Genomic DNA, 26,225 nt, shown 5'->3' on the forward strand with positions numbered 1-26,225 from the left:
GCTGGCCGCCGATTTTCCGAGAGTTGCTTGCCCCATGTGTGGACGTTATGCCCTGTTTCGTTGGAACCCAGCGTTTGCCGCCTTGCCCGGATTTCCGGCGGACCAGCAGGCGCAGTGGAACATTTCGCCCAACGATTCGGTGCTGATCCTGCGCAGCAGCGACGGCCAGCGCAACCTCGCCCGCGCCCGCTGGGGCCTGACGCCGCCCTGGCTGACCGACCTGTCGCGCACCCCCGCCCATGCCCGTGCCGAAACCCTGGCCGAACAGCCGATGTTTCGCGAAGCCTTTCGCCAGCGCCGTTGCCTGCTGCCGGCCAACGGTTTCTACGAATGGCGCGGTGGCACCCGCAAGCGCCCGTACTGGCTGACGCCGGGGGAGGGCTCGTCACTGTTCTTCGCGGCGATCTGGGAAGCCTATCCGGTGCAGGAGCAGGTCTGGCTGAGCACCGCGGTGGTCACCCAGCCGGCAGCCAGCCAGCGTCGGCCATTGATCCTCGATGCCCAGGGCCAGGAAGCCTGGCTCGACCCGCAAACGCCGTTGCCGGTGCTGCAAGCCTTGCTGGCCAGTCCGCCGGCGGCCTTGCGCGAGCGGGTGCTGGCCAACCTGGTGAACGACCCGAAGCTCAACGCCCCGGAATGCCTGACCCCAGGTTGAAGCCGTCCCTGAATCGCGTGGCCTGATTCGGCGAGCGCTTCGCACGGAGTGCCGCCCAGCTCGATCGCAGCCTGCGGCAGCGGCTACAGAGTCCGTGCCGGGCTCTTGAATCGCGCCGCAACCCCTGTAGCCGCTGCCGAAGGCTGCGCAAGGTCCGCAGGACCTCGAGCGTTGGTGCAGGCCAGGCCGTTACACCTTGAACTGATTGATCAGGCGTCGCTGCTGCTCGGCCAGCTTGGTCAGACCGGCACTGGCCGCGCTGGATTCATCGGCGCCGCCGGCCACTTCATTGGCCACCTGGCCGATATTGATCACGTTGCGGTTGATGTCCTCGGCGACGGCGCTCTGCTCTTCGGCGGCGCTGGCGATCTGGGTGTTCATGTCATTGATCACCGACACCGCCTGCGTGATGGTTTCCAGGGCCTCGGCCGCTTTTGCCGCGTGCTGCACGCTTTCGTCGGTGCGGTTCTGGCTGTCTTCCATGACCCGCACCACATCGCGGGTGCCTTGCTGCAATTGCTGGATCATCGACTGGATTTCTTCGGTCGCCTGCTGGGTCTTCTGCGCCAGGTTGCGGACTTCGTCGGCGACCACGGCAAAGCCGCGTCCCTGCTCGCCGGCGCGGGCGGCTTCGATGGCCGCGTTGAGGGCCAGCAGGTTGGTCTGTTCGGCGATGCCGCGAATGGCGATCAGGATCGCATTGATGTTCTCGCTGTCCTTGGCCAGGGTCTGCACGACGCCCACCGCCCGGCCGATTTCCACGGCCAGCGCGCCGATGGCGGTCGAGGTGTCGCGCACGATCCGCATGCCCTGGCTGGCGGCCTGGTCGGCATGGTTGGCGGCTTGCGCGGCCTGGGTCGCGTTACGGGCCACGTCCTGGGCGGTGGCGGTCATTTCATGCACGGCGGTGGCCACCTGGTCGATCTCGGCCATCTGCTTGTGCACCCCCTGGTTGGTGCGAATGGCGATATCGGCGGTGTGTTCGGAGGAGTCGCTGACGCTCTGCACCGAGGTCACCACCTGGCTGATCATCGCCTGCAGCTTGGCCAGGAAAGTGTTGAAGCCCTTGGCGATCGAGCCCAGTTCGTCGGCGCGGTCGCTGCTCAGGCGGCGAGTCAGGTCGCCTTCGCCCTGGGCGATATCGTCGAGCATGGCGACCATTTGCTTGAGCGGGCGGGCGATGCCGTGGCCCACCAGCCAGATCACCAGCAGGCCGAGGCCGGCGATGATCAGGCCGACCATGGCCATGCCGAAGGTGTCGGCCTGGCGTTGTTCAGCCAGGTCGTTCTGCAGTTTTTGCAGGTCGGCCATGACCGCGTCCAGCGGCAGTTGCAGCATCAGGGTCCAGCGGGCGTCGGTCTGGCCGATGCCGAACGGCAGGTACAGCTCGATCCGCCCGTGGGCCTGGTCGACGCTGTAGTTCACTTCGCCGCGCTTGAGGTTGCCCAGCTTGGCGACTTCTTCGCTGTCGAGGATATCGCTGACCTTTTCGCCGAATTTGCTCGGGTCCTTGGTGTAGGCCACCAGCCGGCCATTGCCGCCGATCAGGGCCATTTCGCCAACGCCGCTGTAGAGCTTCTGGTTGGCGCCCAGGAGCATGTCCTGGATGAAGTTCACCGACAGGTCGGCGCCGACAATGCCCTGGAAGGCTCCGTCGAGCAGGATGGGTTCAATAAAGGAGGCGAGCATGACGACTTTGTCGCCGACCTTGTACGGCGCCGGATCGATCACGCAGGATTTCTTGCTTTCCTTGGAGCACAGGTAGTACTCGCTGGCGCGCACACCAGTGGACAGGAGTTTCTGGTCGTCCACGTCCACCAGCTTGTCCAGGCCCAGGCTGCCGTCCTCGTTGCGGAACCACCACGGCAGGAAACGCCCGTTGCTGGCGTCGATACCCACCACCTTGGTGTCGACGTAGGCGCCGTCGTTATGGTCGATGGCGTTTTTTTCCCAGCCTATATAGGCACCGAGAATCTTCGGGTTCTGCGCGACGTTTTCCTTGATCAGGTTGATCAACTGTTCACGGCTGAGATTGAGCTGTGGGTTGCCGTCCGCGCCTTTGCTGCCAATCAGCGCGTTGACCCGCACCAGCCCGCCGGCGATCAGCAGGGGCGCCTCGAGTTCGCGCTGGATCTGGCTGACCTGGGTCTGTGCCAGCCCGACCAGCCGTTGCTCGATGACTTGTTCGAACTGGGCCTGGGTTCGTTGCTGAACCATTTCTTGGGTCCGGGCACCGGCGAACAGGGCGTACAGCACCAGGGCAACGACCACGCTGAGGACGATGGCACCGGCCAGGGCGGCCACGGAAAACTGGATCGACTTGAATTTCATAGGGGCTCCGGACGCAGGAATGACGTCTGCCCCGTTGTATCGGCAAGGCCCCGGCGGACCATGAGCGGGATGCGGAAAAATGACCTTTTTGTTCGGCGCCATGTCGTAAATGGATAGCTGCCGGCCGCTGCCGGATGCGGTGGGGAGCGCGATGTGAATTTTTTCCTACGGCGATCCGTATCTGAAAACCGCGTGCTACACGTCCGTTGTATCTGGCGTCGATACACAACTGAGCCTAGGATACGCGCCATGTTTTCAGGGAGCGTTTTCATGAGCAAGAAACAGGTTTTGGGTGCACTCACCGCTGCTTTGCTGCTGTCGGGTTGCCAGTCGGTCAATACCACCAGCGGTGGCGCTGTGGGCGTCGATCGCAAGCAATACATGTTCAGCATGCTGTCGACCGATGAGGTCAACCAGTCCTACGCGCAGTCCTATCAGCAGACGATCGGCGAAGCGAGCAGCAAGAACGTGCTGGACAAGACCAGCCCCAATGCCAGGCGCCTCCAGGCAATCGCCAACCGGCTGATTGCCCAGGCCCCGGTGTTCCGTCCGGATTCCGCGCAGTGGAATTGGGAAGTCAACCTGATCAAGAACGATGAGCTCAACGCCAACTGCGGTCCTGGCGGCAAGATCATTTTCTACACCGGGATCATCGACAAGTTGCAGCTGACCGACGATGAAATCGCCGCGGTCATGGGCCATGAAATCGCCCACGCCCTGCGTGAGCACGGTCGTGAGGCCATGTCCAAGGCGTATGGCGTCAACGCGCTGAAGCAGGTGGCGCTGATGGCCGGCGCTCCGCAGGGGGCCGTCGCCCTGGGGGACAACGGAGTGAATCTGTTGATGACCCTGCCCAACAGCCGCGGCAATGAAAATGAAGCCGACCTGATCGGCCTGGAACTGGCGGCTCGCGCCGGCTACAACCCGAACGCGGCCATCACGCTGTGGAACAAGATGAGCAAGGCCTCCGAAGGCGCGCCACCTGAATTCCTCAGCACCCACCCGGCGTCCGGCAGCCGTATCTCCTCGTTGGAAGCGGCGATTCCGAAAGTGATGCCGTTGTACCAGCAGGCCAAGAAGCCCTGACCGGCTGGCGGGGTTGTTGATGGCACTGCCGCCAACGACCTGAGCGCTGTACAAAAAGCCCCGACGAACTCGGGGCTTTTTTGTGCCTGCAGGTTTTTAAGGCCGAGTGCCTGCAGGCGATGCGTTTATAACCAGCCGCTGCTTTGCATGGCCTTGTACACCGCGACAATGGCCAGGATGAAAAACGCCGAGGCCGCGAGGCGACGGATCAGGGTCAGGGGCAGTTTATCCGCCGCAAAGTTGCCGGCCAGCACCACCGGGACGTTGGCGATCAGCATGCCGGCGGTGGTGCCGATGATGACCAGCCACAGCTCTGGGTATTGCGCGGCGAGCATGACGGTGGCGATCTGAGTCTTGTCGCCGATTTCAGCGAGGAAGAAAGCAATCAGCGTGGTCAGGAAGGGGCCGAACTTGCGGGCAGTACTGGCTTCGTCGTCGTCCATCTTGTCTGGCACCAGGGTCCAGAGCGCGGTCGCGGCAAAGCTCGCGGCGAGGATCCAGTGCAAGGTCGCATCCGAGAAGAAGCTGCCGAACCAGGCGCCTACCGCACCGGCTGCCGCATGGTTGGCCAGGGTCGCGGCGACGATGCCGGCGATGATCGGCCAGGGTTTGCGAAAGCGCGCAGCGAGAATGAGGGCAAGCAGTTGCGTCTTGTCGCCGATTTCGGCCAAGGCAACGATCGCGGTGGGAACCAGTAGAGAATCCAGCATCAGGGCATTCCTAAGGGGCGGGTCGACACGGCTATGACACGTACAGCCTTCCCGCCCCGGGTAAGGTGTGCGTGTCATAGGTCTTGTCAAACCCTGCGGTCCGTCTGTGCGGACTCTTGGGTCGCATGCGCCATGATCTGAGGATCAAGTATGTTGACGCATGCCGGGCGAGCATGGCGCTCGCGGGAGACTACTCCCCTAGGACGGAGCGGATTCTGCCTAGGCAAAATCCATTCGGCAAGCGTTCTTTTGCAAAAGGTTTTCAGCCGCGCTTGGCGCTGTAGATGCGAAAACCCTGGCCTTCGGCCTTGATCGAACAAGGGCCAAGATGCTCTTCGATCAGCGGCTGATAACGCAGGAAGCTGTTGGCCACCAGCCGAAGTTCGCCACCTGTTTTCAGATGTTTGGCTGCTTTTCGCAGCAGGTTTTCCGTGGCCTGGTAATCCGTATGCACCCCGACATGGAACGGCGGGTTGGTCAGGATGGTGTTCAGGCCCATGGGCGCGGCATCGATGCCGTCACCGGTCAGGACCTCGGCATCCAGGCCGTTGGCGGCCAGGGTCAGGCGACTGCTGGCGGCGGCGAAGGCATCGACATCGAGCAGGGTCACCTGGTTGTGCGGGTAGCGACGCTTGATGGTCGCGCCCAGGACCCCGGCGCCACAGCCGAAATCCAGCAGATGGCCGCTGGGCAGCTTATCCAGGTGGTCCAGCAACAGGGCGCTGCCACGGTCCAGCCTGCCATGGCTGAACACCCCTGGCAGGCTGACGACTTTCAGCGGCCCTTCGGCCAGCGGCAGTTCGTATTCCTGGGCCAGGCTTTCCAGGGTGACGGCCTGCGGCGCGTTGTCCACAGTCACTTGCCACAGCTGGCAGTGGCGCGCGCTGTCGAGCTTGCGCGGCTTGCCGAACGGGTTGAGCTGCTTGGCCGCGCGTTCGATGCCGCTGCGTTTTTCCCCGACCAGATACAGCTCGCGCCCGGCCAGGCGCGAGGCGAGGGCGTTGAGCAGGTAATCGGTCAGTTCCTTGGATTTGGGTAAAAACAGCACGGCATTGGCAAAGGCTGGCTCGGGGACGGTGACGCCAAAATGGCTGCGCCCGGCGAAACGCGCATCCAGCGCCGCCTGGTCGCCGGCATGCCAGCACCAGCCATGGGCGGCCGGCAGGCGGCCGAGCAGGTCATCGGCGGGCAGGCCGGCCAGCAGCAGCGAGCCTTGGAACAAGTCAGCCTGACGAAGCAGTACTTCACTGCGCGGATCCATAATCTGCTCCTGGAAAAAAAGGGGCGCAGTTTATCAACTGACGACCCGCAGCGCTGTACCGCTGAAAAACGCCTGGGCGTTTTCCGCCAGCTGGCCGACGATGCGCTGCCGGGCTTCGCGGCTGCCCCAGGCGTTGTGTGGGGTCACGATCAGCCGCGGAATATCCGGGGCCAGCAGCGGGTTGCCAGCGGTCGGCGGCTCGACGCTCAACACGTCGGTGGCCGCGCCGCCCAGGTGGCCGCTGCGCAGCGCATCGGCCAGGGCCTGCTCGTCGATCAGGCCGCCACGGGCGGTGTTGACCACGAAGGCCTGGGGCTTGAGCAGGGCCAGCTCCCGGGCGCCGATAAAGTGCCGGGTATGTTCGTTGAGCGGGCAGTGCAAGGTCAGCGCGTCGACTTGTGGCAGCAACTCATCCAGCGGCAGGCGGTCGGCGCGGGCCGGGCGGCCGGGAATCTGCCCCAGCAGCACGCGCATGCCGAAGGCCTCGGCCAGGCGGGCAACGGCGCCACCCAATTCGCCGTGGCCCAGCAGGCCCAGGGTCTTGCCTTGCAGTTCGACGATCGGAAAGTCCAGCAGGCAGAACTGCCGGGCCTGCTGCCAGCGTCCGTCGCTGACTGCCTGGCGGTAATCGCCGAGGCGGGTGGCCAGGTTAAGCAGCAACATGATGGTGTGTTGCGCCACCGATGGCGTGCCGTAGCCCTGGCAATTGGCGACGATGATGCCCTGGGCGCGGGCGGCGGCCAGGTCGACATTGTTGGTGCCGGTGGCCGCCACCAGGATCAGTTTCAGCTCGGGGCAGGCGGCCAGGGCCTGGGCATTGAGCAGCACTTTGTTGCTGATCGCCACCTGGGCTCCCTGCAGGCGTTCGATGACCTGTTCGGCGCTGGTCCGGTCATGCAACTGCAGCTCGCCGAAGCTCTGGCGCAGCACGCCGAGGTCGAGGTCGCCGAGATCCAGGGAGCTGTGGTCGAGGAAGACGGCGCGGCGATTGTTAGTCATCAACTGTACCTTTTGCACGAGGGGTCTGAAGGCGTAATCTGCCGAGCCTATCAGATGAAATAATTAGATACACAGGAGTGTCCATGTACCTCGCCGAGTTCTTGACCGTCGCCCTTATTCACCTGCTCGCGGTGGCCAGCCCGGGCCCGGATTTCGCCGTCGTGGTGCGCGAAAGCGTGACCCACGGCCGTCGCGCCGGCACCTGGACGGCCTTGGGTGTCGGCACCGCGATCTTCCTGCACGTGGGCTATTCGCTGCTGGGTATCGGCCTGATCGTGTCGCAGTCGATCGTGCTGTTCAACGCGCTGAAATGGGCCGCCGCCGGTTACCTGCTGTACATCGGCTACAAGGCCCTGCGCGCGCAGCCGGCCAAGCCCGCCACCGAGAACCTGCACCTGGAAGCTGGCGAACGCACCGCGCGCGGCGCCTTCACTTCCGGCTTCGTGACCAACGGCCTGAACCCGAAGGCAACCTTGTTCTTCCTGTCGCTGTTCACCGTGGTCATCAATCCGCACACGCCCCTGGCCATCCAGGCCGGTTACGGCGTGTACCTGGCGGTGGCGACGGCGACCTGGTTCTGCCTGGTGGCGCTGCTGTTCAGCCAGCAGAAAGTCCGCGCCGGCTTTGCCCGCATGGGCCACTGGTTCGACCGCACCATGGGCGCGGTGCTGATCGCCATCGGGGTGAAACTGGCCTTTACCGAGATGCATTGAGCCCGGCTTTCTCGTTCAGCTTTGTCGGATATATCTGATCCTTAATTGGGATTAATCGTACAATCGTCCGCTTTTATGCCGCTCCGGCAGGTCGAGCCCCTTGACCGTCCGGAGAGCGCGCGCGACCGGACGCTTGATGACGCTAGAAAAAGTACCGCAGCAGTTGCTCTATCTGGTTTATGGCGGCAAAGAGGTTTATCGCCATGAAGCGAAGTTCAGCATTCTGACCGCCCTTGAGCAGAGCAAGGGTTCAGAGCCGCTGGTGATCCGGGTGATGACCGACCGTCCCGAGGATTACCGCGGCTGGCCGGTGCAAGTGGTGCCGTTGAGTGCGCAGACGCTGGTCGAGTGGCAGGGTGACCAGGGCTACTACCATCGGCGCAAGGCCTGCGCCTTTGCCGCGGGCCTGGCCCTGGCGGACAAGACCCTGTTTGCCGATACCGATACCTTGTTCGAGGCCGATCCGCAGCGGCTGTTCGATCGCATCGCCCCCGGCCAGTACCTGATCGATGAAGACGAATTCCTCTGGTCCGAGGTCCGTACCCGCCCCGAGTTCGTCAAGCTCGATCGTTACTTGCAGGCCAGCGGCCAGGCGGTACCTGACGATCAGCGCCTGTTCAACAGTGGGGTCTGTGGCTTGACGGCCGGCGATGGTCCGTTGATGCAGGCTTCGATTGCCTTGATCGATGAGTGGAGCGCTCACATCAAGGATTTGCACACCCTGGAGCAGATCGCCCTGTCATTTGCCTTGCGCGGCCAATCCGTGGGCGAAAGCAAAAGTTGTATCTATCACTACTTCTCCGACAAGGACTTCTTCCACGCCATGCAGGCGCTGTTTTTCCAGCGTCACGGCGAAGCCTTCCGCCCGGAATTGCTGCGCATGCAGCGCGAGGTGCCACGACGCAAAACCTTGCCGTCGCTGTTTCAGCGCTCGCGGATCAAGTTTTATTTGAAGCGCCAGAACAAGGACATGCAGAAAGTCGGGCGCGACCTGCTGTATGGCAGCTGCGGGCCCATTTCGCCTTATGTCGAGGCTTGCCGGCATGTCTGGTGGGACCAGGGGCTGCGCCAGATCCAGCGACGGGGAATGAGCCAGCAGGCGCCGATTCGCGCGCTGGCCCGTGGCGAATGGCCTGCCGGCTTGCCCAGGCCGCGCAACCGCGATGTGGAAAAACGCTTGCGCAGCTACCTGCAACAGCATTTGCAACCGCACGGGGCTACACCCGGGGCTAACTGATAGGGCTGTAATGGGGCCTTGAGCTGATTCGGGGGCGCCGAGCTATTCCCGCGCAGGGTGGTCGAGCAAACGACTTGACGCTCACGCATGTGCCTTCCCATGGCGAATGTCTGGTCGCGCGAATGCTGGCTTGGAGCCAGTATTCGTACGGCTCTGCAAATCATTCCTTTGGCTGATTTGGTGGAGCCGGCGGCGCTCTAGAGTGAGCGTTCTTCAGCCACGACCGTGCAGTCACGAAAAGGGATGCTTATGTTGCAGACTCGCGTTATTCCGCCAGCCGAAGGCGCCTACCAATACCCGCTATTGATCAAGCGGCTGCTGATGTCCGGCGCCCGTTACGAGAAGACCCGTGAAATCGTTTACCGGGACAAACTGCGTTACAGCTACCCAACCCTGATCGAGCGCGTGGCCAGGCTGGCGAACGTGTTGACGGCTGCCGGGGTCAAGGCCGGCGATACCGTGGCGGTGATGGACTGGGACAGCCATCGCTACCTGGAGTGCATGTTCGCGATCCCGATGATCGGCGCGGTCATCCACACCATCAACGTGCGCCTGTCGCCGGACCAGATCCTCTACACCATGAACCACGCCGAGGACCGCTTCGTGCTGGTCAACAGCGAGTTTGTCGGGCTCTACAACGCAATCGCCGGTCAACTGACCACGGTGGAGAAAACCCTGCTGCTGACCGACGGCCCGGACCAGAGCGCCGACCTGCCGGACCTGGTGGGCGAGTACGAGCAGCTTCTGGCCGCTGCCAGCACCCAGTACACCTTCGAGGATTTCGACGAAAACTCGGTGGCCACCACCTTCTACACCACCGGCACGACCGGTAATCCGAAGGGCGTGTACTTCACCCATCGCCAGCTGGTGCTGCACACCATGGGCGTGGCGGTGATCATGGGCAGCATCGACAGCGTGCGCCTGCTGGGCACCAGCGATGTGTACATGCCCATTACCCCGATGTTCCACGTGCATGCCTGGGGCCTGCCTTACGTGGCGACCATGCTCGGCCTCAAGCAGGTCTACCCCGGCCGTTACGATCCGGAATTTCTGGTGGAGCTATGGCGCAAGGAAAAGGTCACCTTCTCCCATTGCGTGCCGACCATCCTGCAGATGCTGCTCAACGCCAAGGCGGCCCAGGGCACGGATTTCGGTGGCTGGAAAATCGTCATTGGCGGCAGCGCGCTCAACCGGGCGCTGTACGAAGCCTCCAAGGCTCGGGGGATCCAGCTGACAGCGGCCTACGGCATGTCGGAAACCGGGCCGCTGGTGTCCTGCGCGCACCTTAACGAGGAGTTGCTGGCGGGCACCGAGGACGAGCGCACCACTTACCGGATCAAGGCCGGTGTGCCCGGGCCGCTGGTGGAGGCGGCGATTATCGATGGCGACGGCAACTTCCTGCCGGCCGACGGCGAAACCCAGGGTGAGCTGGTGCTGCGCGCGCCCTGGCTGACCGAAGGCTATTTCAACGAGCCGCAGAAGGGTGCGGAGCTGTGGGAGGGCGGCTGGCTGCGCACCGGCGATGTGGCAACCCTCGACGGCATGGGCGTGATCGATATTCGCGACCGGATCAAAGATGTGATCAAGACCGGGGGCGAATGGGTATCGTCCCTGGCCCTGGAGGACCTGATCAGCCGGCATCCGGCGGTACGCGAAGTAGCAGTGGTGGGGGTTCCCGATCCGCAGTGGGGCGAGCGCCCGTTTGCCTTGCTGGTGATCCGCGAGGGGCACGCCATCGAGGCCAAGGAGCTCAAGGAGCATCTCAAGCCATTTGTCGAACAGGGTCACTTGAGCAAGTGGGCGATTCCCAGCCAGATCGCTCTTGTTACGGAAATTCCCAAGACCAGCGTCGGCAAGCTCGACAAGAAGCGCATTCGCCTCGATATCACTGAGTGGCAGGCCAATAACAGCCCGTTCCTTTCGACGTTGTAAATCCCTCCTGCCGTGCCCGAAAGGGCACGGTAGAGCCCCCCAAGCAAGCGCTTGCCTTGTCAAATCCGAATTTTCAGCCATCCTTGCCGTGCCGGCATTTGCCGGACTGGCGAAAGGACCGTTCCAGAGTGGTTGGTGGTTGCAAATCACACTTTAGAGGGATCAAGCCATACCACCTGCTGGCTATAGTCCGCCCAAGGATTTTTAAGAACGGGGCAACCGCAAGACGCGGGGCGATGCAACTTTGAACGACTTCGGGGCTGACTGGGCTCCGTCTGTTCAGAGCGTTTTTAAAAGTGCTCATGCCATAACAATAAAGCACATGGAGTAGCGTCGATGACATCAGCAAACCAGTTCTGGCGCCGGGCGAAACTGCCTATGGCCGTCAGTCTCGCCTCTACGCTCGCCGGACCTGCCTTCGGCGTCAGTTTCAACATCGGTGAAATCGAAGGTCAGTTCGACTCCTCTCTATCGCTGGGTGCGAGCTGGTCTACCCAGAGCCCCAACAAGAATCTGATTGGTGTCAACAACGGCGGTCGCGGCCTGTCCCAGACCTCCGACGATGGCCACGCTAACTTCAAAAGCGGCGAAACCTTTTCCAAGATTTTCAAGGGCATCCATGACCTGGAGCTGAAATACGGCGACACCGGGGTCTTTGTCCGCGGTAAATACTGGTACGACTTCGAGCTCAAGGACGAAAGCCGCGAGTTCAAGGACATCAGCGACAGCAACCGCAAGGAAGGCGCCAAGTCGTCCGGCGGGCAGATCCTCGACGCCTTCGTCTACCACAACTATTCGATCGCCGAGCAGCCGGGTTCCGTGCGTCTGGGCAAGCAGGTGGTGAGCTGGGGTGAAAGTACCTTCATCGGCGGCGGCATCAACTCGATCAACCCGATCGACGTGTCCGCTTTCCGCCGTCCTGGCGCGGAGATCAAGGAAGGCCTGATCCCGGTCAACATGTTCTACGTCTCCCAGAGCCTGACCGATAACCTCTCGGCCGAAGCCTTCTACCAGATCGAATGGGACCAGACCGTCGTCGACAACTGCGGCACCTTCTTCTCCCAGCCGGACATCATCGCCGACGGTTGCACCGACAACCTGCGGGTACTGAACAAGCGCTCGACCATTCCAGCCATTGCCCTGGGGCCATTGGCCGGCGCGGGTGTCGACGTCAACGAGGAAGGCGTGCTGGTTCGTCGCGGCCCGGACCGCGATGCGCGGGACAGCGGGCAGTGGGGCGTGTCCTTCAAATACATGTACGAGCCGCTCGACACCGAATTCGGCGCGTACTTCATGAACTACCACAGCCGTGCGCCGATCTTCAGCGCCACCGGCGCCCCGCAGTCGGTCTTCGACCGTGTCGCGGCCTTGCCTCCGGCGTTCCGCGCCCTGGGCCCACTGGTGGTGGCGGGCAGTTCCGAATACTTCGTCGAGTACCCCGAGGACATCCGCCTCTACGGCCTGAGCTTCTCCACCACCTTGCCTACCGGTACCGCGTGGAGCGGTGAGATCAGCTATCGTCCAAACGCCCCGGTGCAGCTGAACTCCACCGATATCCTGTTCGCCGGTGTGCGCCCGCTGGGCGGTACCCTGGCCAACGCCTCGCTGCTTGACGGCGTGCCGGGCCAGGACCTGCACGGCTATCGCCGTAAAGAGATCACCCAGCTGCAGACCACCTTCACCCACTTCTTCGACCAGGTCATGGGCGCCAGCCGCCTGACCCTGGTCGGTGAAGTCGGCCTGACCTATGTGGGCGGCCTGGAAAGCACGTCCGAGGTGCGTTACGGCCGCGACCCGGTCTATGGCCCGGGCGAACTGCCTGCCACCGGCAGCCTGGACACCTGCTCGCAGATCCTCAACACCAGCACCATCAACGGCGCAGGCCCGGGCACGGCGACCAACAATCGCAGCCGCAACTGTAATGACGACGGCTTCACCACCTCCACTTCCTGGGGTTATCGCGGCCGTGCCATCTGGGAATACAACGACGTGTTCGCCGGTGTGAACCTCAAGCCGAACGTGGCCTGGTCCCATGACGTCAGCGGCTACTCGCCCGGCCCTGGCGGCAACTTCGAGGAAGGCCGCAAGGCCATCAGCCTGGGCGTGGATGCCGAGTACCAGAACACCTACACCGCGAGCCTGGCGTACACCAACTTCTTCGATGGCAAGTACACCACCGTGGATGACCGTGATTTCGTGGCCCTCAGCTTCGGCGTGAACTTCTAAGCACTGCATTTTCAGGAAGAACAAGAATATGAAAGTAACCAAGAGTCTGTTGCAGGTCGGTGTCCTCGGGCTGTCGCTGCTGGCGACCGGGGTCATGGCCGCGGTCTCGGCCGATGAAGCGGCCAAGCTGGGTACCTCCCTGACGCCGATGGGCGCGGAAATGGCCGGTAATTCCGCCGGCACCATTCCTGCCTGGAAAGCCTTGCCGACCAACGCCGGCGCCGTCGACGCCAAGGGCTTCCTGTCCAACCCTTACGCCAGTGAGCAGCCGCAGTTCACCATCACCGCGCAGAACGTCGAGCAGTACAAGGACAAGCTGGCCCCGGGGCAATACGCGATGTTCAAGCGTTACCCGGAAACCTACAAAATGCCGGTCTACCCATCCCATCGCGGGGCCACGGTACCGGATGCGGTGTTCGCCGCGATCAAGGAAAACGCCACCAAGACCAATCTGGTCAGCGGTGGCAACGGCCTGGAAAACTTCAAGACCGCCATTCCGTTCCCGATTCCGAAAAGCGGCGTGGAAGTCATCTGGAACCACATCACCCGCTATCGCGGCGGCAGCGTGACCCGCCTGGTAACCCAGGCGACGCCACAGGCCAACGGTTCGTTCAGCCTGGTGTACTTCCAGGACCAGTTCGTGTTCCGCGACAAGATGAAGGACTACGATCCGGCGAACCCGGGCAACATCCTGTTCTACTTCAAGCAGAAAGTGACCGCGCCGGCGCGTCTGGCCGGTGGCGTGCTGCTGGTGCACGAAACCCTCGACCAGGTGAAGGAACCGCGTTCGGCGTGGGTCTACAACGCCGGCCAGCGCCGTGTGCGTCGCGCCCCGCAAGTGTCGTATGACGGTCCGGGCACCGCGGCCGACGGCCTGCGTACTTCCGACAACCTCGACATGTACAACGGCGCGCCGGATCGCTACGACTGGAAGCTGGAAGGCAAGAAGGAAATGTACATCGCCTCCAACAGCTACAAGCTCGATTCGCCGCAACTGAAGTACGCCGACATCATCAAGGCCGGCCACATCAACCAGGATCTGGCTCGCTACGAGCTGCGCCGTGTCTGGCACGTGGTTGCGACCCTGAAGGAAGGCCAGCGTCATATCTACGCCAAGCGTGACTTCTACATCGATGAAGACACCTGGCAGGCCGCGGTGATCGACCATTACGACGGTCGTGGCCAGCTGTGGCGCGTGGCCGAGGCGCATGCCGAGAACTACTACGACAAGCAAGTACCGTGGTACGCCCTGGAAACCCTCTACGACTTGCAGTCCGGTCGCTACCTGGCCCTGGGCATGAAGAACGAAGAGAAATCGGCCTATGACTTCGGCTTCACCGCCAGCACCAGCGATTTCACCCCAGCGGCCCTGCGCCAGGATGGCGTTCGCTAACCCGCGGTAAATCGAGGCGCATCCTCGATCGACGCCCCGACTGGTTCGGGGCGTTTTTTATTGCCCGGGTTTTTCTACAAGACCCGGGGGGCGCCTATGGGAGCGAGCTCGCTCACGAGAAATATTCCAGGCAACGCGACTTCCCGGTAAAACCGCGCGCCGCTCTATCGCGAGCAAGCCCGCCCCTGCTGGTATGTGGGAAGCGCTGAAAAACCCGGTTGTATTCTTTTTCTATCCGTCTGTAGCAAAAATCTTCAACAGGTGGCTTTTTACCGCTAGTCTGCCGACATCTGTATTGCCGACAACAGCACTTCAATAAGAGTTGGCCATGACTGATCTGTCCCGTATCCAGGGGCCCTCCGGTGCGGCCATTGCCGCTTTGGAAGGGCGCTTCTACCGACCTCCCTTGCCCGACGGCTACGTATTGCGGCCACGTCTGTGCGAGCGCTTGAGTGCGGGCCTCGATGGCCGGTTGCTGTTGGTCAGTGCGCCGGCCGGTTTTGGTAAGAGTTCGCTGGCGGTGGAGTTCTGCCAAAGCCTGCCGCCGCACTGGCGCAGCCTGTGGCTGGGGCTCAGCCGCCGGGATAGCGATCCGGGACGTTTTCTCGAACGCCTGCTCGAGGGGCTGCAGCAGTATTTTCCACGCTTGGGCGGCCATTCCCTCGGGCTGCTGAAAATGCGTCAACGCCACCAGCCCTTCGCCTTCGAAGAATGGCTGGACGGCCTGCTCGACGAGTTGGCGATCCACCTGAGCAGTGCCTCGCCCTTGTTGCTGGTGCTGGACGATTACCACCTCGCCCAGGGGCCGGTACTCGACCGCTGCCTGCAGTTTTTCCTCAACCATTTGCCCGATGGCCTGTTGGTGCTGGTCACCAGTCGCCAGCGCCCGGACTGGCACCTGGCGCGCCTGCGCCTGTCGCGGCAGCTGCTGGAACTGCACGAACAGGATCTGCGCCTGACCTATGACGAGTCCCTGGCCCTGCTCGACCGGCACAGCAGCTCGCTGCGCGGCGAGGCGCTGGAAAACCTGATCCTGCGCAGCGAAGGCTGGGTCGCGGGCCTGCGTTTCTGGTTGTTGGCCGTCTCGGAGGCGGGCTCTGGCGCAGCCTTGCCGCAGGCGCTCAATGGCGGCGAAGGCTTGATTCGCGATTACCTGCTGGAGGAAGTCATCGATTGCCTGCCTGGCGAAGTGCAATCGTTTCTCTACGACACGGCCCCGCAGGAGCGTTTTTGCAGCGAACTGTGCGATGCGCTGCGCGAGTCCCACGACAGTGCGGAAATTTTGCGCTACCTGCTGGCCCACCAGGTGTTCCTGGTGCCGCTGGACGAGCAGGGGCGCTGGTACCGTTACCACCATCTGTTCTCCGACCTGCTGCGTACCCGGCCCACCGCCAACGCGGTATTGCCGCCGGCCAGCCTGCACCTGCGCGCCTGCCGCTGGTTCAACGCCCAGGGGTTGCTGGACGAAGCGGTGGAGCAGGCGTTGCGCGCCGGGCACCTGGATGTGGCGGCGAACCTGGTACAGAACCTGTCCGAGGAGCAACTGCTGGCCGAGCAGAACGTTGGCATGTTGCTGCGCTGGAAAATGGACCTGCCCGACAGCCTGTTGATCAGCACGCCGCGCCTGATCGTGCTGTACAGCTGGGCGCTGGGGCTGGCGTGCCAGCTGGATGCCGCCGAGGAGCTGGCCAGCCATTTGAGCCGCTTTCTGCCGGCCCCCTCGGCCACCGCGCAGAAATCCATGCTGGCGCAATGGCTGGCCTTGAGCGGGATCGTCGCCCGCGGTCGCGGCAATCGCGAGCTGACTTTGCGCTATTGCACCGAAGCCCTGGAAACCTTGCCGCAGAAACGTTACGGGCAACGGCTGGTGTGCCTGTCGACCTTGTCCAACCTGGCGATCGCCGATGGCGACCTGTGGCGTGCCCGGGGGCTGAACCGCGAATCCCTGGAATTGGCGCAGCGGGTGGGCAACCCCTTGTTCGAGGCCCTGGCCCATTACGACCGAGCCCGGGTGCTGCAAGCCCGTGGCGAGATTCTGCGGGCACTGGACGAGGTGCGCCAGGGTTTGCAGCGCTTGTATGGCCTGCCTGCGCAACGCCTGTACGCGGTGCGGGCACGATTGACGCTGTATGAAGGGTATCTGCTGGCGTTGCGCTGCCAGCCTGAAACCGGGCTGGCGCGCCTGCGGTCGGGCTTGATTGAGGCCAGGGCCTGTCGTGATATCAGCGTGCTGATCGGCCACTGCGTGATCGCCAGCCTGGAAGGCCATGACGGTGAGTTTGCCAAGGCCTTTGCCGAACTGGCCGAGGCCGAACGCTTGATGCACATCTGGGACGTACCGCCGATCTATTACCTGGCGATGATCACCCTGGTCAAATGCGAACTCTGGCTGGCCCAGGGCCGCACCGACCTGGCGCAAGCCTGGCTGGCCCGCCTGGGGCAGACCTACACCGGCGAGCAGGCCGCGGCGGCGCCGGAATTTCATCCACAGCTGCCGCTGCATATCGAGTTGCAGCAAGCCCTGCTCGACAATATCCAGGGCAAGCCGGCCCTGGCTGAACAGCGCCTGGACAAGCTGGTGGAGCATGGCCGCCAGACCGGGCGACAGATGCTCAATGTGATGGCGTTGAACCAGAAGGTCGCGTTGCTGCTGGCCCAGGGGCGCGATCCCGAGGCCCGGCAGGCCTTTGCCCAGGCGCTGGAAGCTGCCGTGGGCGGGGCATTGCAACCCTTCGAATGGGCGCTGCGGGCGCATCCGGGCTGGGTCCGCGAGCAACTTCAACAGGGGCCGGCGACGCCGTTGCGCCAGACCCTGCTCGAACGCCTGCCGGCCGCAGTGCTGCGCGAGCCACCGGAACATCACGGCGAAGCCCTCAGCTCCCGCGAACTGGCGGTGTTGCAACTGATCGCCCAAGGCTGTTCCAACCAGGAAATCAGCGATCAGTTGTTCATCTCGCTGCACACCGTGAAGACCCATGCCAGCCATATCAACAGCAAGCTGGGGGTGGAACGGCGCACCCAGGCCGTGGCCCGGGCCCAGGAGCTGGGCCTGCTGAGCTAAGTCCTATAGCCGCGCAGCCGGCGTTCGTAAAACCTGTGCACGTCTGCCTTCAAATACAGCCTGATCGTGCGAAGGCGGCCGCTGCGCGCTCGAACGCAGGCTGCGCCAGCGGCTGGAGGGAATGGAATTTCATGACAAGAAACGCAGTTCTTGCGTTTGAATATCGATTTACAGTGCAGGCGTACTGAGATGAAGGCCCGGCCAGGGCCTGATCTGCCTGGAAGATAAAGGAGGCTTGGCATGTCCTGCGTATTCAAAGTGATGAACTCGCCCGTTGGTCAATTGACCCTGGTGGCCAGAGGCACGAAGCTCGCCGCGATTCTGTGGGAGAGCGAGCGCGAAAACCGCGTGCGTCTCGGCCCGTTGCAGCCTGCCGACGATCATCCGGTCTTGCTGGAAACCGAGCGCCAGCTCAACCAATACTTTGCCGGCAGCCGCGATCGCTTCGAACTGGAACTGGACTTCGTCGGCACCGAATTCCAGCGCAAGGTCTGGCAGGCGCTGCTGACCATTCCTTTTGGCGAAACCCGCAGCTACAGCCAGATCGCCGCACAGGTAGGCAGCCCCAAGGCCGTGCGCGCGGTAGGCGCGGCCAACGGCAGGAACCCGATCTCGATCATCGCCCCTTGCCACCGGGTGATCGGCGCCTCGGGCAGCCTCACCGGTTTTGCCGGCGGCTTGCAGGCCAAGCAGTTTTTGCTGGCGTTGGAGGAGCGCGAGCAGACATTGCAGCTGGATTTCTAGCCCATCAAGGCGTCGTACCGTCCAGGATCTCGTCGGCAGGCAAGCGGCCTGCCGACAGGAGCATCTTTTTTAAACAAAGGTTTAGAGCGGCTGCCGGTATATCCCTGATTACTAACCGGATGGGTAATAAGAGTTTTGTATTCGTCAAGAAAACATCACAAAGCCCTCGCTATAATTCACCTTGAGTTCAACTAAAGCCGTATAACCTGCCGACTTGATTTCTATCAAGCCATAACAGAATATAGCGCGCCAGCGTATCGTGACTTACCAACTTGGTGGGTCGGCAGCTATGTATCCACGTGCTTAGGCATAATAAAAATCTTGCATCGTCTTCGCCTATCCCTGAAGGTGAAGTAATCCTGAAATATAATGAGTTCATGACATGGATAGTCGACTAAAATACTCTGACTTTATTCCGGCCGACGAAAGCAAATCAAATGTCTGTTTAAAATTAGAACTTGAAAAATTGTTAGGTGATCTGCAGGGGGCAAGTTATGCCTACTTTGCCGCTCCTCGAAACCGCGAAGTGGCTCCTCTTATTGTTTCCAACTATCCGGCGCGTTGGCTGAAAGCCTATAAGAATGCCAATTATCATTTGATCGACCCGATCATTCATCACGGTCTTAAAAGTTGTGCGCCCTTTTCCTGGAGCGACGCCCTCCAGGCTGCTCCCTGTGAAAGGAGTCGAGAGCTGTTCCGCCGTTCCAGCCAATACCGCATCTGCACCGGCGCCACGTTTACCCTGCATGACGCCGGTGGCATGTTCAGTTCGCTGAGTCTTTGCAATAGCGGGCCGCAGGCCGAATTCGAGCGCCGCATGGCCGATCAGCAAGGGCATCTGCAGATGGCGCTGATCCGCTTTCACGGTCGGCTGTTGAGCCTGCGGGCGATGGATGAACTGTTCCCCGAGCCTCAGACGGGGCCGCTTTCGGCCAGGGAACTGGGGGTGCTCAAATGGGTGATGATGGGCAAGGCCTACCGGGAAATCGCGGTGATCTGCGCGATTTCCGAGCGGACCGTTAAGTTTCACATGTCGAACATTTCCGGAAAATTGCAGGTCTGCAATGCCAAGCAGGCCGTTTACGAGGCGCAGCGCCAGGGCATCCTCTGACTAGGCGCTGATTCGCTGGGGTTCGCAGAGCGCTGTTTCGAGTGGGTTCAGGCGCTGCGGCCAGGTGTCGAGGCGGGTGGATGACAAGGGGCACTTGCGGGCGATGTTCGACAGCAGGCGCTGGCGATTGGCGTCACTGACCGGCATGTCCAGCAGCAGCACCTTTTCCCCCGGCGCGGCTTCGCCCACATCGAGTATTTCGTAGTGCCAGCCGGCATTGCGGACGATCCGTCCCATGGCATTGCTGACAACCGTGATGATCGATTCCAGGCCGCTGTGGGCGGCATGGTTGTGCATGCACAACAGCAACATTTCGGTCAGCGGCAGGTGGGCCAGGCCGAGTTGGCGCGAGCGCGTCTTGTCGACGAAGAAGCGGCTGGACTCGGCCATCAGTGCTTGCTTGGGCGGCTCGCAGCTGAAAAAACCGCGAAATGGCCCTTCGACCATGTAGGGATCCAGGGTGTTGATCAGGCGCAAACCGGCCAAGGGCACATTTTTCCAGGTGCCGACCAGGTAGGTGGTGCGCTCGTTGTCGTATTCATCGAACTCGATGTCATCTCTTACATTGACCTTCCAATTCAAACGATCGGCGAATACTTCTTTGCGCAGGCCATACAAATCGGCGACCCAGGCGTGGGGCGTCGGGCTATAGTCGAGCGCGTGAAACTCGATAGATTCCATAGTGTTAAAGTTCTTCCATGGGCTATGGTCAGTACTAAGGATTGGGCTCGCGCAGTTTGCGGAGAGTCAACTTGCGTCAAGAAAAATCAATTGTGCGGCGCTTGTTAGTTTAACAATGTCTGTCCGATGACAACCTGTACTTAGGTGCAGGTACAGGTTGTATGAACTGATTTTCATCTCGCACTTCGCCATCTGTACCTAGATACAGTTGTCCTGCCTGGGCAATTGCGACAACTTATGCCGGGCAGTGGTTAAGCCTTCAATGACACCGCGAAGATGAGCTTTTAATGTTGGACGTTTGTTCCAACTAACGGGTTCATGGCTTGTACTTGCGAGTACCCCACTTGCCTTAATCGTCGAATATGCCAATGACAGTCTGAGTGTCTGGATCAGGCTTCTTCACGCTGCGTGGCATCTCCAGCCAAGACATCGAAACAGGGAAGATCATGGAAAAGTCCACCTCTTCAGAACCGCGCCGGGTGGTTGTAACCGGTTATGGCGCCATCTGCTCGCTTGGCGAGAATGTCGACGCCATCTGGGACGCAATGATGGATTACCAGGTCGGTTACCGTCAGCACAGCTTCGACGATCCGAGCATCCATGCGCGTTACTTTGGCTTTATCGACGACTTCGGTCGTGAAGCGATGCGTCCGTTCTCCAAGAAAATCTCCAAGATGTTGCCGTTGTTCGCCAAGTACAGCCTGGTGGCTACCCACGAGGCGATCCGCATGGCGTTTGGCGACACACCCCTGGATGAGGTCGTCTCGCCCTTCGATCGCGGCGTGATCCTGGGCACCGGCTGGGGCGGGCTCGATACCGCCAACAGCAATAACAACGAATACCGCGAGCAGGGCATTTCCACGTCGTTCGCTACCGTCATGTCGATGTGCAATGCCGCGACCGCCGGCATCACCATGAACTGGAACATGCGCGGTATCCAGAACAGCCCGGTGGCTGCCTGCGCCACGGGCACCATCGCCATTGGCGAGGCCTACGAGGCGATTCGCAGCGGCCGCGCCAAGGTGATGATCGCCGGTGGCAGCGAGTCCCTGAAAGAGCAGTTCAACGTCTGGTCGGTGGATGTGATCCAGGCCTTGAGCAAGGAGCAGGAGAACCCGCGCCTGGCCTGCTGCCCGTTCAGCAAGGGGCGCAGCGGCTTCGTGCTCTCCGAGGGCGCGGCGGTGTTGTGCCTGGAAGACTATGAACTGGCCCGGGCACGGGGCGCGAAGATCCTTGGCGAAATTACCGGCTACGCCAACTATTCGGACGCCTACGACATGACGGCCCCGGCCGAAGACATGCAGGCCCGGGTGCGGGTGATCAATGACGTGTGCCGGCAGGCAGGCGTAGAGGCCTCGCAGATCGACTACGTCAACCTGCATGGCACCTCGACACCGCTCAACGATGTCAACGAAACCCGCTCGATCAAACTGGCCCTGGGCGATGCGGCATATGGCATCCCGATGTCCAGCACCAAGTCCTACACCGGGCACTTGATCGGCGCCGCCGGTTCCATGGAGGCGGTGTTCTGCCTCAAGGCCATGGCCCGGGGCACGATTCCGGCGACCATCCATATGGATGAGGCCGACCCCGAGTGCGACCTCAACTACGTGCCCAACGAACACCTGCATGGGCAGACCCTCAATAACGTGCTGAACCTGAGCTTCGGCTTCGGTGGCGCCAACGCCGGCATCATGCTGCGCAAGGTGGTCTGATCATGCAGCTGCAATTTGGAGCCGAGCAGATCGAGGCCTGGGCCGGTCTCTCCGGCGATCGCAACCCGATCCACTTCGACCGCGAAGCGGCGCGCCGCATGGACGCCGCCGACATCGTGGTGCATGGCATGCTCGCGCTGCTGCCGGTCAAGCACCGCATGGGGCGGGTCAGCCCGGTGCTGCCCGAGGACTGGATGCAGTTCAAGGCGCTGCTCAAGACGCCCGTGCTGCGCGACAGCACGGTGGCCCTGTCGACCCGCGAACGCAGCGACAGCACGGGTTTCAAGTTGCATTCGGGCAATGGCGACAGCGAACACGTGATCGGCCATGTGCGCATTGTCGAGGCTCCGGTGTGGTCATCCACGACCCCGGGTTTTTTGCTGGCGCACGAGGAGGTCGCGGCCTGGCTCGCACGCTTTCGCGATGACCTGGGCCGCGAGCTCGACGATTGGGTTGCGCTCGATGCGCTGATCTTTTCCCACTTCATCCGTAACCATTTGGGCGTGATCTTCGATTGCCTGTCCGCGCAGTTCCATCAACGGCAGCGGCCGAACCGGCTCGAGGATCTGTCCGACCACCTGGTGGTGCAGACCAGCCACCAGATCACCTTCTGCACATCGTTGCGCTCGCTGGGCGAGCTGCAGACCGATATTCGCTGCGAGATCGACAACATCCACCTGATCGAGAGCCCCGGCAAGGCCGTGGGCACCCTCGACCTGGGGGTGCATGTCAGCGACCGCCATGTAATGACCATCACCCTCGGCCTGATGATAAAGGCCCTTCCAACCTCCCAAGGAGTTATGCAATGACCACCGTAGAGAAAGTATTTGCCGTTGTTCGCGACCTCATCCTGGAACTCAAGGATGTCGATGAAAGCGATGTGACCCTCGATAGCAACATCGAGGCGATGGAGTTCGACAGCCTGGACTTCGTCGAGATGCAGGTCGTGGTGCAGAAGAAGATCGGCGTGGCCCTGGACCCCGATTCGTTCGTCAGCCGCAAGATCGCCACGCTGCGCCAGCTGTGCGAGTTCGTGGTCGAGCTCAAGGAATCGGCCGCTGTCCCTGCCTGACTGGCAGGTCCACCGTTACGGATAGGAGCAAGGGAATGTCCACGCTGACCAATAGTGTGCTCACCATTTCAGCCGCAAGAGAATCCAAGGTCCGCAAGCTGAACGAGGTCTCGCACCACAAGACCATGGACCACGCGACCGTGCTGCCCTGGGACCAGGAGGTCGATCGCAGCCTGTACCCGAAAGACCCCGATCACCTGTGGATCAACGGCACGCGCTTCTGCGAAGGCCTGAGCGAGGCGCAGAAGCTGGAACTGGCCTGGCTGGAAACCGGCCGTGACATCTCCATGTTCATCTGGCTGGAACAGACCATTCCGCCGTTGTACATGGGCTATGTCACCCAGTTCCACGACCGCATCTCCCAGGACCTGCAGGAGTACCTGATGATCTTCTCCAAGGAGGAGATCGTTCACACCCTGACCTTCAAGCGGTTCATGGGCAAGGCCGGCCTGCAGCTGTGGAACCCGCCGGTGGGCCTCTATGAGTTGCTGACCCAAACGCTGCCGAAAATGGAGCCCGCGGTGGGCGTGCTGTTCACGCTGCTGATCGAGTGGGTGGCGGAAATGGGCGCGATGCACACGTCCCAGGGGCCGGACGTCGAGCCTATGACCCGGACCATGTTCCGCGAGCATCACCATGACGAGGCCCGGCACATCGCTTTCGGTCGCTGGATCAGCGAGTCGTTCTTCGAAACGGCGAGCCCCGAATCCATCGCCCAGGTGAAGGCCATGAGTCGCCGGATCATTCCGGCGCTGATCGACATGTTCACCTACAACCCGGAAATCGCCCTGCACACTTCGTTCGAGTTCCCGATCGCGGTGGACGACAAGGCGAAGATCGAGGAGGTCTGGCGCTCGGCTCATAACGCCCGGCTCAACGACGCACGCTTTGCCGAGATCTACGCCTGGGTCGACAAGCTGGGGTTGCGGCAATGAACCAGCCATCCTGGGACGCGATCTTCGTCGGTGCCGGGATCACCAGCCTGGCCTGTGCGGCAATGCTGGTCAAACGTGATCCCGGGGTGCGCCTGCTGATGGTCGACAAGCATATTGTCGTCGGCGGCTATGCCTCCACGTTCAGCCGGCCAAAGCAGGGTGCGGTGTTCGACTGCAGCCTGCACAAGCTCAGCGGCATGGCCGAGGGCGGCAATCTCATCCGCATCCTGCGCGACCTGGGGCTGGAAGAGACGCTGGACCTGGTCTATCCCCAGGATTACTTCTGCGCCTACCGGCAGGGCACGGCACTGCCGCTGGCCAACGATGCGGACGGCGCAGAGCAGCAGCTGGTCGAGCGCTTTCCCCATCAGGCCGAGGGCATCGCGACCTTCTTCGAGCACGTCCGGACCTACGGGCGCAACGGCTATTACCAGTTCCAGATGCTGGACGGCACCTTCGAGCCGGACATGGCCCAGTTGCGCTTCGCCCACCGCAACCTGAAGCACAAGACCGTGCGCCAGGCGCTGCACGAACTGTTCGACGACCCGTACCTGATCGAGATCCTGGCGGCGCCGGGCATCTATGTCGGCGGGTACTCGGAAGACCTGGGCTACCTCTATTACCTGCATGTGGTGTACGCCACGCTCAACCGCGGCAACGCCTACGTCGCCGGCTCCTCGCAGCACCTGTCCAACCTGCTGGCGCAGCAGATCGAACAGGCGGGCGGGCAGATCCTGCTCAGCACCCGTGTCGATGGGGTGCTCACCGACGGCCAGGGCAACGCCACGGGCATCAGCACCAACCGCGGGGAATTCCATTCTTCACGGGTGTACATCAACGCTTCACCGCATTACGCGGTGCAGCAGCTGTTTGCCGCGGATGTGGAACTGGCGGCTACCCGGGAGAAGCTCACCGCGCTGAAGCCGGCACGTTCGACCACCACGGTGTACCTGGTGACCGACTTGCCACCGGAGCAACTGGGCTTGCAACACAGCGAGTCGATGCTGTTCGCCGATGACCCGGCGGCAGGCGCCGAGCTGCGCATGGCCGCCGCCCACAGCGGTTTTGAGGCGGCGCTCAGCGAGCGGGCCTTCTGGGAGATGTCGCCGATCGAGGTCACCAACTATCACGCCCTGGACCCGGCTGCCGGCCAGGTGGTGTGCATCAACGTGCTCGACTCGATCGCCCACTGGCCGCAGCGCCGCACCGCGCAGTACCGGGCCAAGAAGCAACGGGCCTGCGACACCCTGGTGGAGCGCTTGTTGCGCCAGGTGCCGGGGCTGCGCGGGCATGTGCTGCATACCGAGGTCGCCACGCCCCACACCTATGTGCGTTTCACCAACAACACCGACGGTTCGGGTTACGGGGCAATGGTGGGCACCGATCTCAAGGGCCATGTATTCCATCATGGCTTCCCGGTGCAGGGCGTGCAGTTCCTCAGCGCATGGGTGGCTGGCCCCAGTTACGAAGCTGCCTTCGGCTATGCCGAGATGAAGGCCAGACAATGGAAGCGAGCATGAACAAGAACGAGCAATCGACCGGTTGGCTGGGGATCGCCATTTCCAAGCTGTTCATCCGGGTAATGTTCCGCCGGGTGCAGGGCTGGACGCGTGAGGTGCCCCCCCATGCGGCAGGCTTTGTGGAGATTGCGCGCGACGGCAGCCGGCTCGAGGGGGCTTCGCTGCGCACCAGCGCCATGCATCCGCGGGGCGTGGTGCTGTTGTGTCATCCGTTCCTCAAGTACGGCATGCATTACTTTTTCGAGAACAGCCTGGACCAGGCGTTTCTCGACCAGGGCTATCACGTGGTCGCCTTCAACTTCAAAGGCTTCGGCCGCAGCACCATCGGCGGCCATGCGTTTGCCGACGATGTGCTGGCGATTGCCCGGCGAGTGTCGCGGGACAACCCCGGCCTGCCGATCCACCTGGTGGGGTGTTCGTTCGGCGGCTATCACCTGTCCCACGCGCTGGCGCGGGATGCCACGCCCTTTACCTCGGCCGTGCTGGACAGCGTGCCGATTTCGGTGCGCAGCTACTTCACCCGCGGGCCCTTGCGGCTGGCCATGCGCTGGATCAGCGGCAGCCGCCTGGCGGTACCCACGGGGACCTGTGCCATCGACCACTCGCTGCGCGGCGTGCGCCATCTACCGATCGCCTACTTCTACGGGCGCAACGACCACTTCATTCCGGATGCCAGCGTGACCGGGCTCAGGCTGGAGTGCGAGGCGCTGCACGTGGTCGGCTTCGACGGCTGTCGCCACCTGGAAAACCACAAGAAACACCCGGACCGCTACTTCGAGGAGATCTTCGATTTCTTCGCCCGTGCGGAAGCTCGAAAAACCGCCGTGCCGGCGTAACGACGGC

The 26,225-nt window shown here is 62.2% G+C and carries 21 protein-coding genes, 1 pseudogene and 1 riboswitch; of the genes and pseudogenes, 16 read left to right on the top strand and 6 right to left on the bottom strand.

What is annotated here, in order from left to right; genetic code table 11:
- Nucleotides 1-34 precede the first annotated feature (34 nt).
- Nucleotides 35-655, top strand: coding sequence for an SOS response-associated peptidase (locus BLV20_RS28050; protein ID WP_092305623.1), 621 nt, complete (start codon nt 35-37; stop codon nt 653-655).
- A gap of 189 nt (nt 656-844) precedes the next feature.
- On the opposite strand, the gene BLV20_RS32180 is transcribed toward BLV20_RS28050, so the two are convergent.
- Together BLV20_RS32180 and BLV20_RS32185 are read right to left on the bottom strand one after the other, a co-directional pair.
- Complete coding sequence (locus tag BLV20_RS32180; RefSeq protein WP_371356879.1) at nt 845-1,687, bottom strand: methyl-accepting chemotaxis protein; 843 nt, start codon at nt 1,685-1,687, stop codon at nt 845-847.
- A gap of 12 nt (nt 1,688-1,699) precedes the next feature.
- Nucleotides 1,700-3,088 (bottom strand): annotated as a pseudogene (locus tag BLV20_RS32185) (HAMP domain-containing protein); the annotation flags it as partial.
- 168 nt (nt 3,089-3,256) lie between these two features.
- Here BLV20_RS32185 and BLV20_RS28060 point away from each other — a divergent pair.
- A complete protein-coding gene (locus BLV20_RS28060) occupies nt 3,257-4,072 on the top strand; it encodes a M48 family metallopeptidase (RefSeq protein WP_092305625.1) in 816 nt (271 codons plus the stop codon).
- A gap of 125 nt (nt 4,073-4,197) precedes the next feature.
- Here the strand turns inward: BLV20_RS28060 and BLV20_RS28065 are convergent, their stop codons facing one another.
- The 3 genes from BLV20_RS28065 to BLV20_RS28075 form a co-directional block, all read right to left on the bottom strand.
- Nucleotides 4,198-4,782: a TMEM165/GDT1 family protein gene (locus BLV20_RS28065; RefSeq protein ID WP_092305626.1), complete on the bottom strand. Its 585-nt coding sequence runs from the start codon at nt 4,780-4,782 to the stop codon at nt 4,198-4,200.
- An 89-nt stretch (nt 4,783-4,871) separates the two neighbouring features.
- Nucleotides 4,872-4,993: riboswitch (yybP-ykoY riboswitch) on the bottom strand.
- A gap of 51 nt (nt 4,994-5,044) precedes the next feature.
- Nucleotides 5,045-6,043 (bottom strand): class I SAM-dependent methyltransferase, encoded by a 999-nt coding sequence (locus tag BLV20_RS28070; RefSeq protein WP_092305627.1) that lies wholly within the window; start codon nt 6,041-6,043, stop codon nt 5,045-5,047.
- 33 nt (nt 6,044-6,076) lie between these two features.
- Nucleotides 6,077-7,042 carry a 2-hydroxyacid dehydrogenase gene (locus BLV20_RS28075; protein WP_092305628.1) on the bottom strand — a complete coding sequence of 322 codons (966 nt, stop codon included), beginning with the start codon at nt 7,040-7,042 and terminating at the stop codon, nt 6,077-6,079.
- A gap of 83 nt (nt 7,043-7,125) precedes the next feature.
- On the opposite strand from BLV20_RS28075, the gene BLV20_RS28080 reads away from it, so the two are divergent.
- From BLV20_RS28080 to BLV20_RS28115, 8 genes are all read left to right on the top strand, one after another.
- A complete protein-coding gene (locus tag BLV20_RS28080) occupies nt 7,126-7,755 on the top strand; it encodes a LysE family translocator (protein WP_092305629.1) in 630 nt (209 codons plus the stop codon).
- 136 nt (nt 7,756-7,891) lie between these two features.
- Nucleotides 7,892-8,992: a hypothetical protein gene (locus tag BLV20_RS28085; RefSeq protein ID WP_092305630.1), complete on the top strand. Its 1,101-nt coding sequence runs from the start codon at nt 7,892-7,894 to the stop codon at nt 8,990-8,992.
- Between the two features lie 249 nt (nt 8,993-9,241).
- Entirely contained in the window at nt 9,242-10,924 is a 1,683-nt protein-coding gene (locus BLV20_RS28090) for a fatty acid--CoA ligase (RefSeq protein ID WP_092305631.1), read from the top strand.
- Nucleotides 10,925-11,260: 336 nt separating this feature from the next.
- The gene (locus tag BLV20_RS28095) at nt 11,261-13,150 is read left to right on the top strand and encodes a DUF1302 domain-containing protein (RefSeq protein WP_092305632.1); all 1,890 of its coding nucleotides are present in this window, start codon (nt 11,261-11,263) and stop codon (nt 13,148-13,150) included.
- Between the two features lie 28 nt (nt 13,151-13,178).
- Entirely contained in the window at nt 13,179-14,543 is a 1,365-nt protein-coding gene (locus BLV20_RS28100) for a DUF1329 domain-containing protein (RefSeq protein WP_092305633.1), read from the top strand.
- A gap of 328 nt (nt 14,544-14,871) precedes the next feature.
- The gene (locus BLV20_RS28105; RefSeq protein WP_092305634.1) at nt 14,872-17,604 is read left to right on the top strand and encodes a winged helix-turn-helix domain-containing protein; all 2,733 of its coding nucleotides are present in this window, start codon (nt 14,872-14,874) and stop codon (nt 17,602-17,604) included.
- A 240-nt stretch (nt 17,605-17,844) separates the two neighbouring features.
- Nucleotides 17,845-18,348 carry a methylated-DNA--[protein]-cysteine S-methyltransferase gene (locus tag BLV20_RS28110; RefSeq protein WP_092305635.1) on the top strand — a complete coding sequence of 168 codons (504 nt, stop codon included), beginning with the start codon at nt 17,845-17,847 and terminating at the stop codon, nt 18,346-18,348.
- Nucleotides 18,349-18,730: 382 nt separating this feature from the next.
- Nucleotides 18,731-19,459 (top strand): helix-turn-helix transcriptional regulator, encoded by a 729-nt coding sequence (locus tag BLV20_RS28115; protein WP_092305636.1) that lies wholly within the window; start codon nt 18,731-18,733, stop codon nt 19,457-19,459.
- Here BLV20_RS28115 and BLV20_RS28120 read toward each other — a convergent pair whose 3' ends face one another.
- On the bottom strand, nt 19,460-20,140 hold the full coding sequence (locus BLV20_RS28120) for an acyl-homoserine-lactone synthase (RefSeq protein WP_092305637.1): 681 nt from the start codon (nt 20,138-20,140) through the stop codon (nt 19,460-19,462). It lies immediately after the preceding gene.
- Between the two features lie 446 nt (nt 20,141-20,586).
- Here BLV20_RS28120 and BLV20_RS28125 point away from each other — a divergent pair, with 446 nt between their 5' ends.
- The 6 genes from BLV20_RS28125 to BLV20_RS28150 are packed head-to-tail and all read left to right on the top strand — an operon-like array spanning nt 20,587 to nt 26,218.
- On the top strand, nt 20,587-21,855 hold the full coding sequence (locus tag BLV20_RS28125) for a beta-ketoacyl-[acyl-carrier-protein] synthase family protein (protein WP_092305638.1): 1,269 nt from the start codon (nt 20,587-20,589) through the stop codon (nt 21,853-21,855).
- Between the two features lie 2 nt (nt 21,856-21,857).
- Nucleotides 21,858-22,664, top strand: a complete 807-nt coding sequence (locus tag BLV20_RS28130) for a MaoC family dehydratase (RefSeq protein WP_092305639.1) — start codon at nt 21,858-21,860, stop codon at nt 22,662-22,664.
- Complete coding sequence (locus tag BLV20_RS28135; protein WP_092305640.1) at nt 22,661-22,927, top strand: acyl carrier protein; 267 nt, start codon at nt 22,661-22,663, stop codon at nt 22,925-22,927. The genes BLV20_RS28130 and BLV20_RS28135 overlap by 4 nt, the downstream gene beginning before the upstream one ends.
- A gap of 35 nt (nt 22,928-22,962) precedes the next feature.
- Nucleotides 22,963-23,862, top strand: a complete 900-nt coding sequence (locus BLV20_RS28140; protein ID WP_092305641.1) for a diiron oxygenase — start codon at nt 22,963-22,965, stop codon at nt 23,860-23,862.
- Nucleotides 23,859-25,382, top strand: coding sequence for a phytoene desaturase family protein (locus tag BLV20_RS28145; RefSeq protein WP_092305642.1), 1,524 nt, complete (start codon nt 23,859-23,861; stop codon nt 25,380-25,382). The genes BLV20_RS28140 and BLV20_RS28145 overlap by 4 nt, the downstream gene beginning before the upstream one ends.
- Complete coding sequence (locus tag BLV20_RS28150; protein ID WP_092305643.1) at nt 25,379-26,218, top strand: alpha/beta hydrolase; 840 nt, start codon at nt 25,379-25,381, stop codon at nt 26,216-26,218. Before BLV20_RS28145 ends, BLV20_RS28150 begins: the two co-directional genes overlap by 4 nt.
- Nucleotides 26,219-26,225 lie beyond the last annotated feature (7 nt).

Source organism: Pseudomonas sp. NFIX28, assembly GCF_900107395.1.
GTDB lineage: Bacteria > Pseudomonadota > Gammaproteobacteria > Pseudomonadales > Pseudomonadaceae > Aquipseudomonas.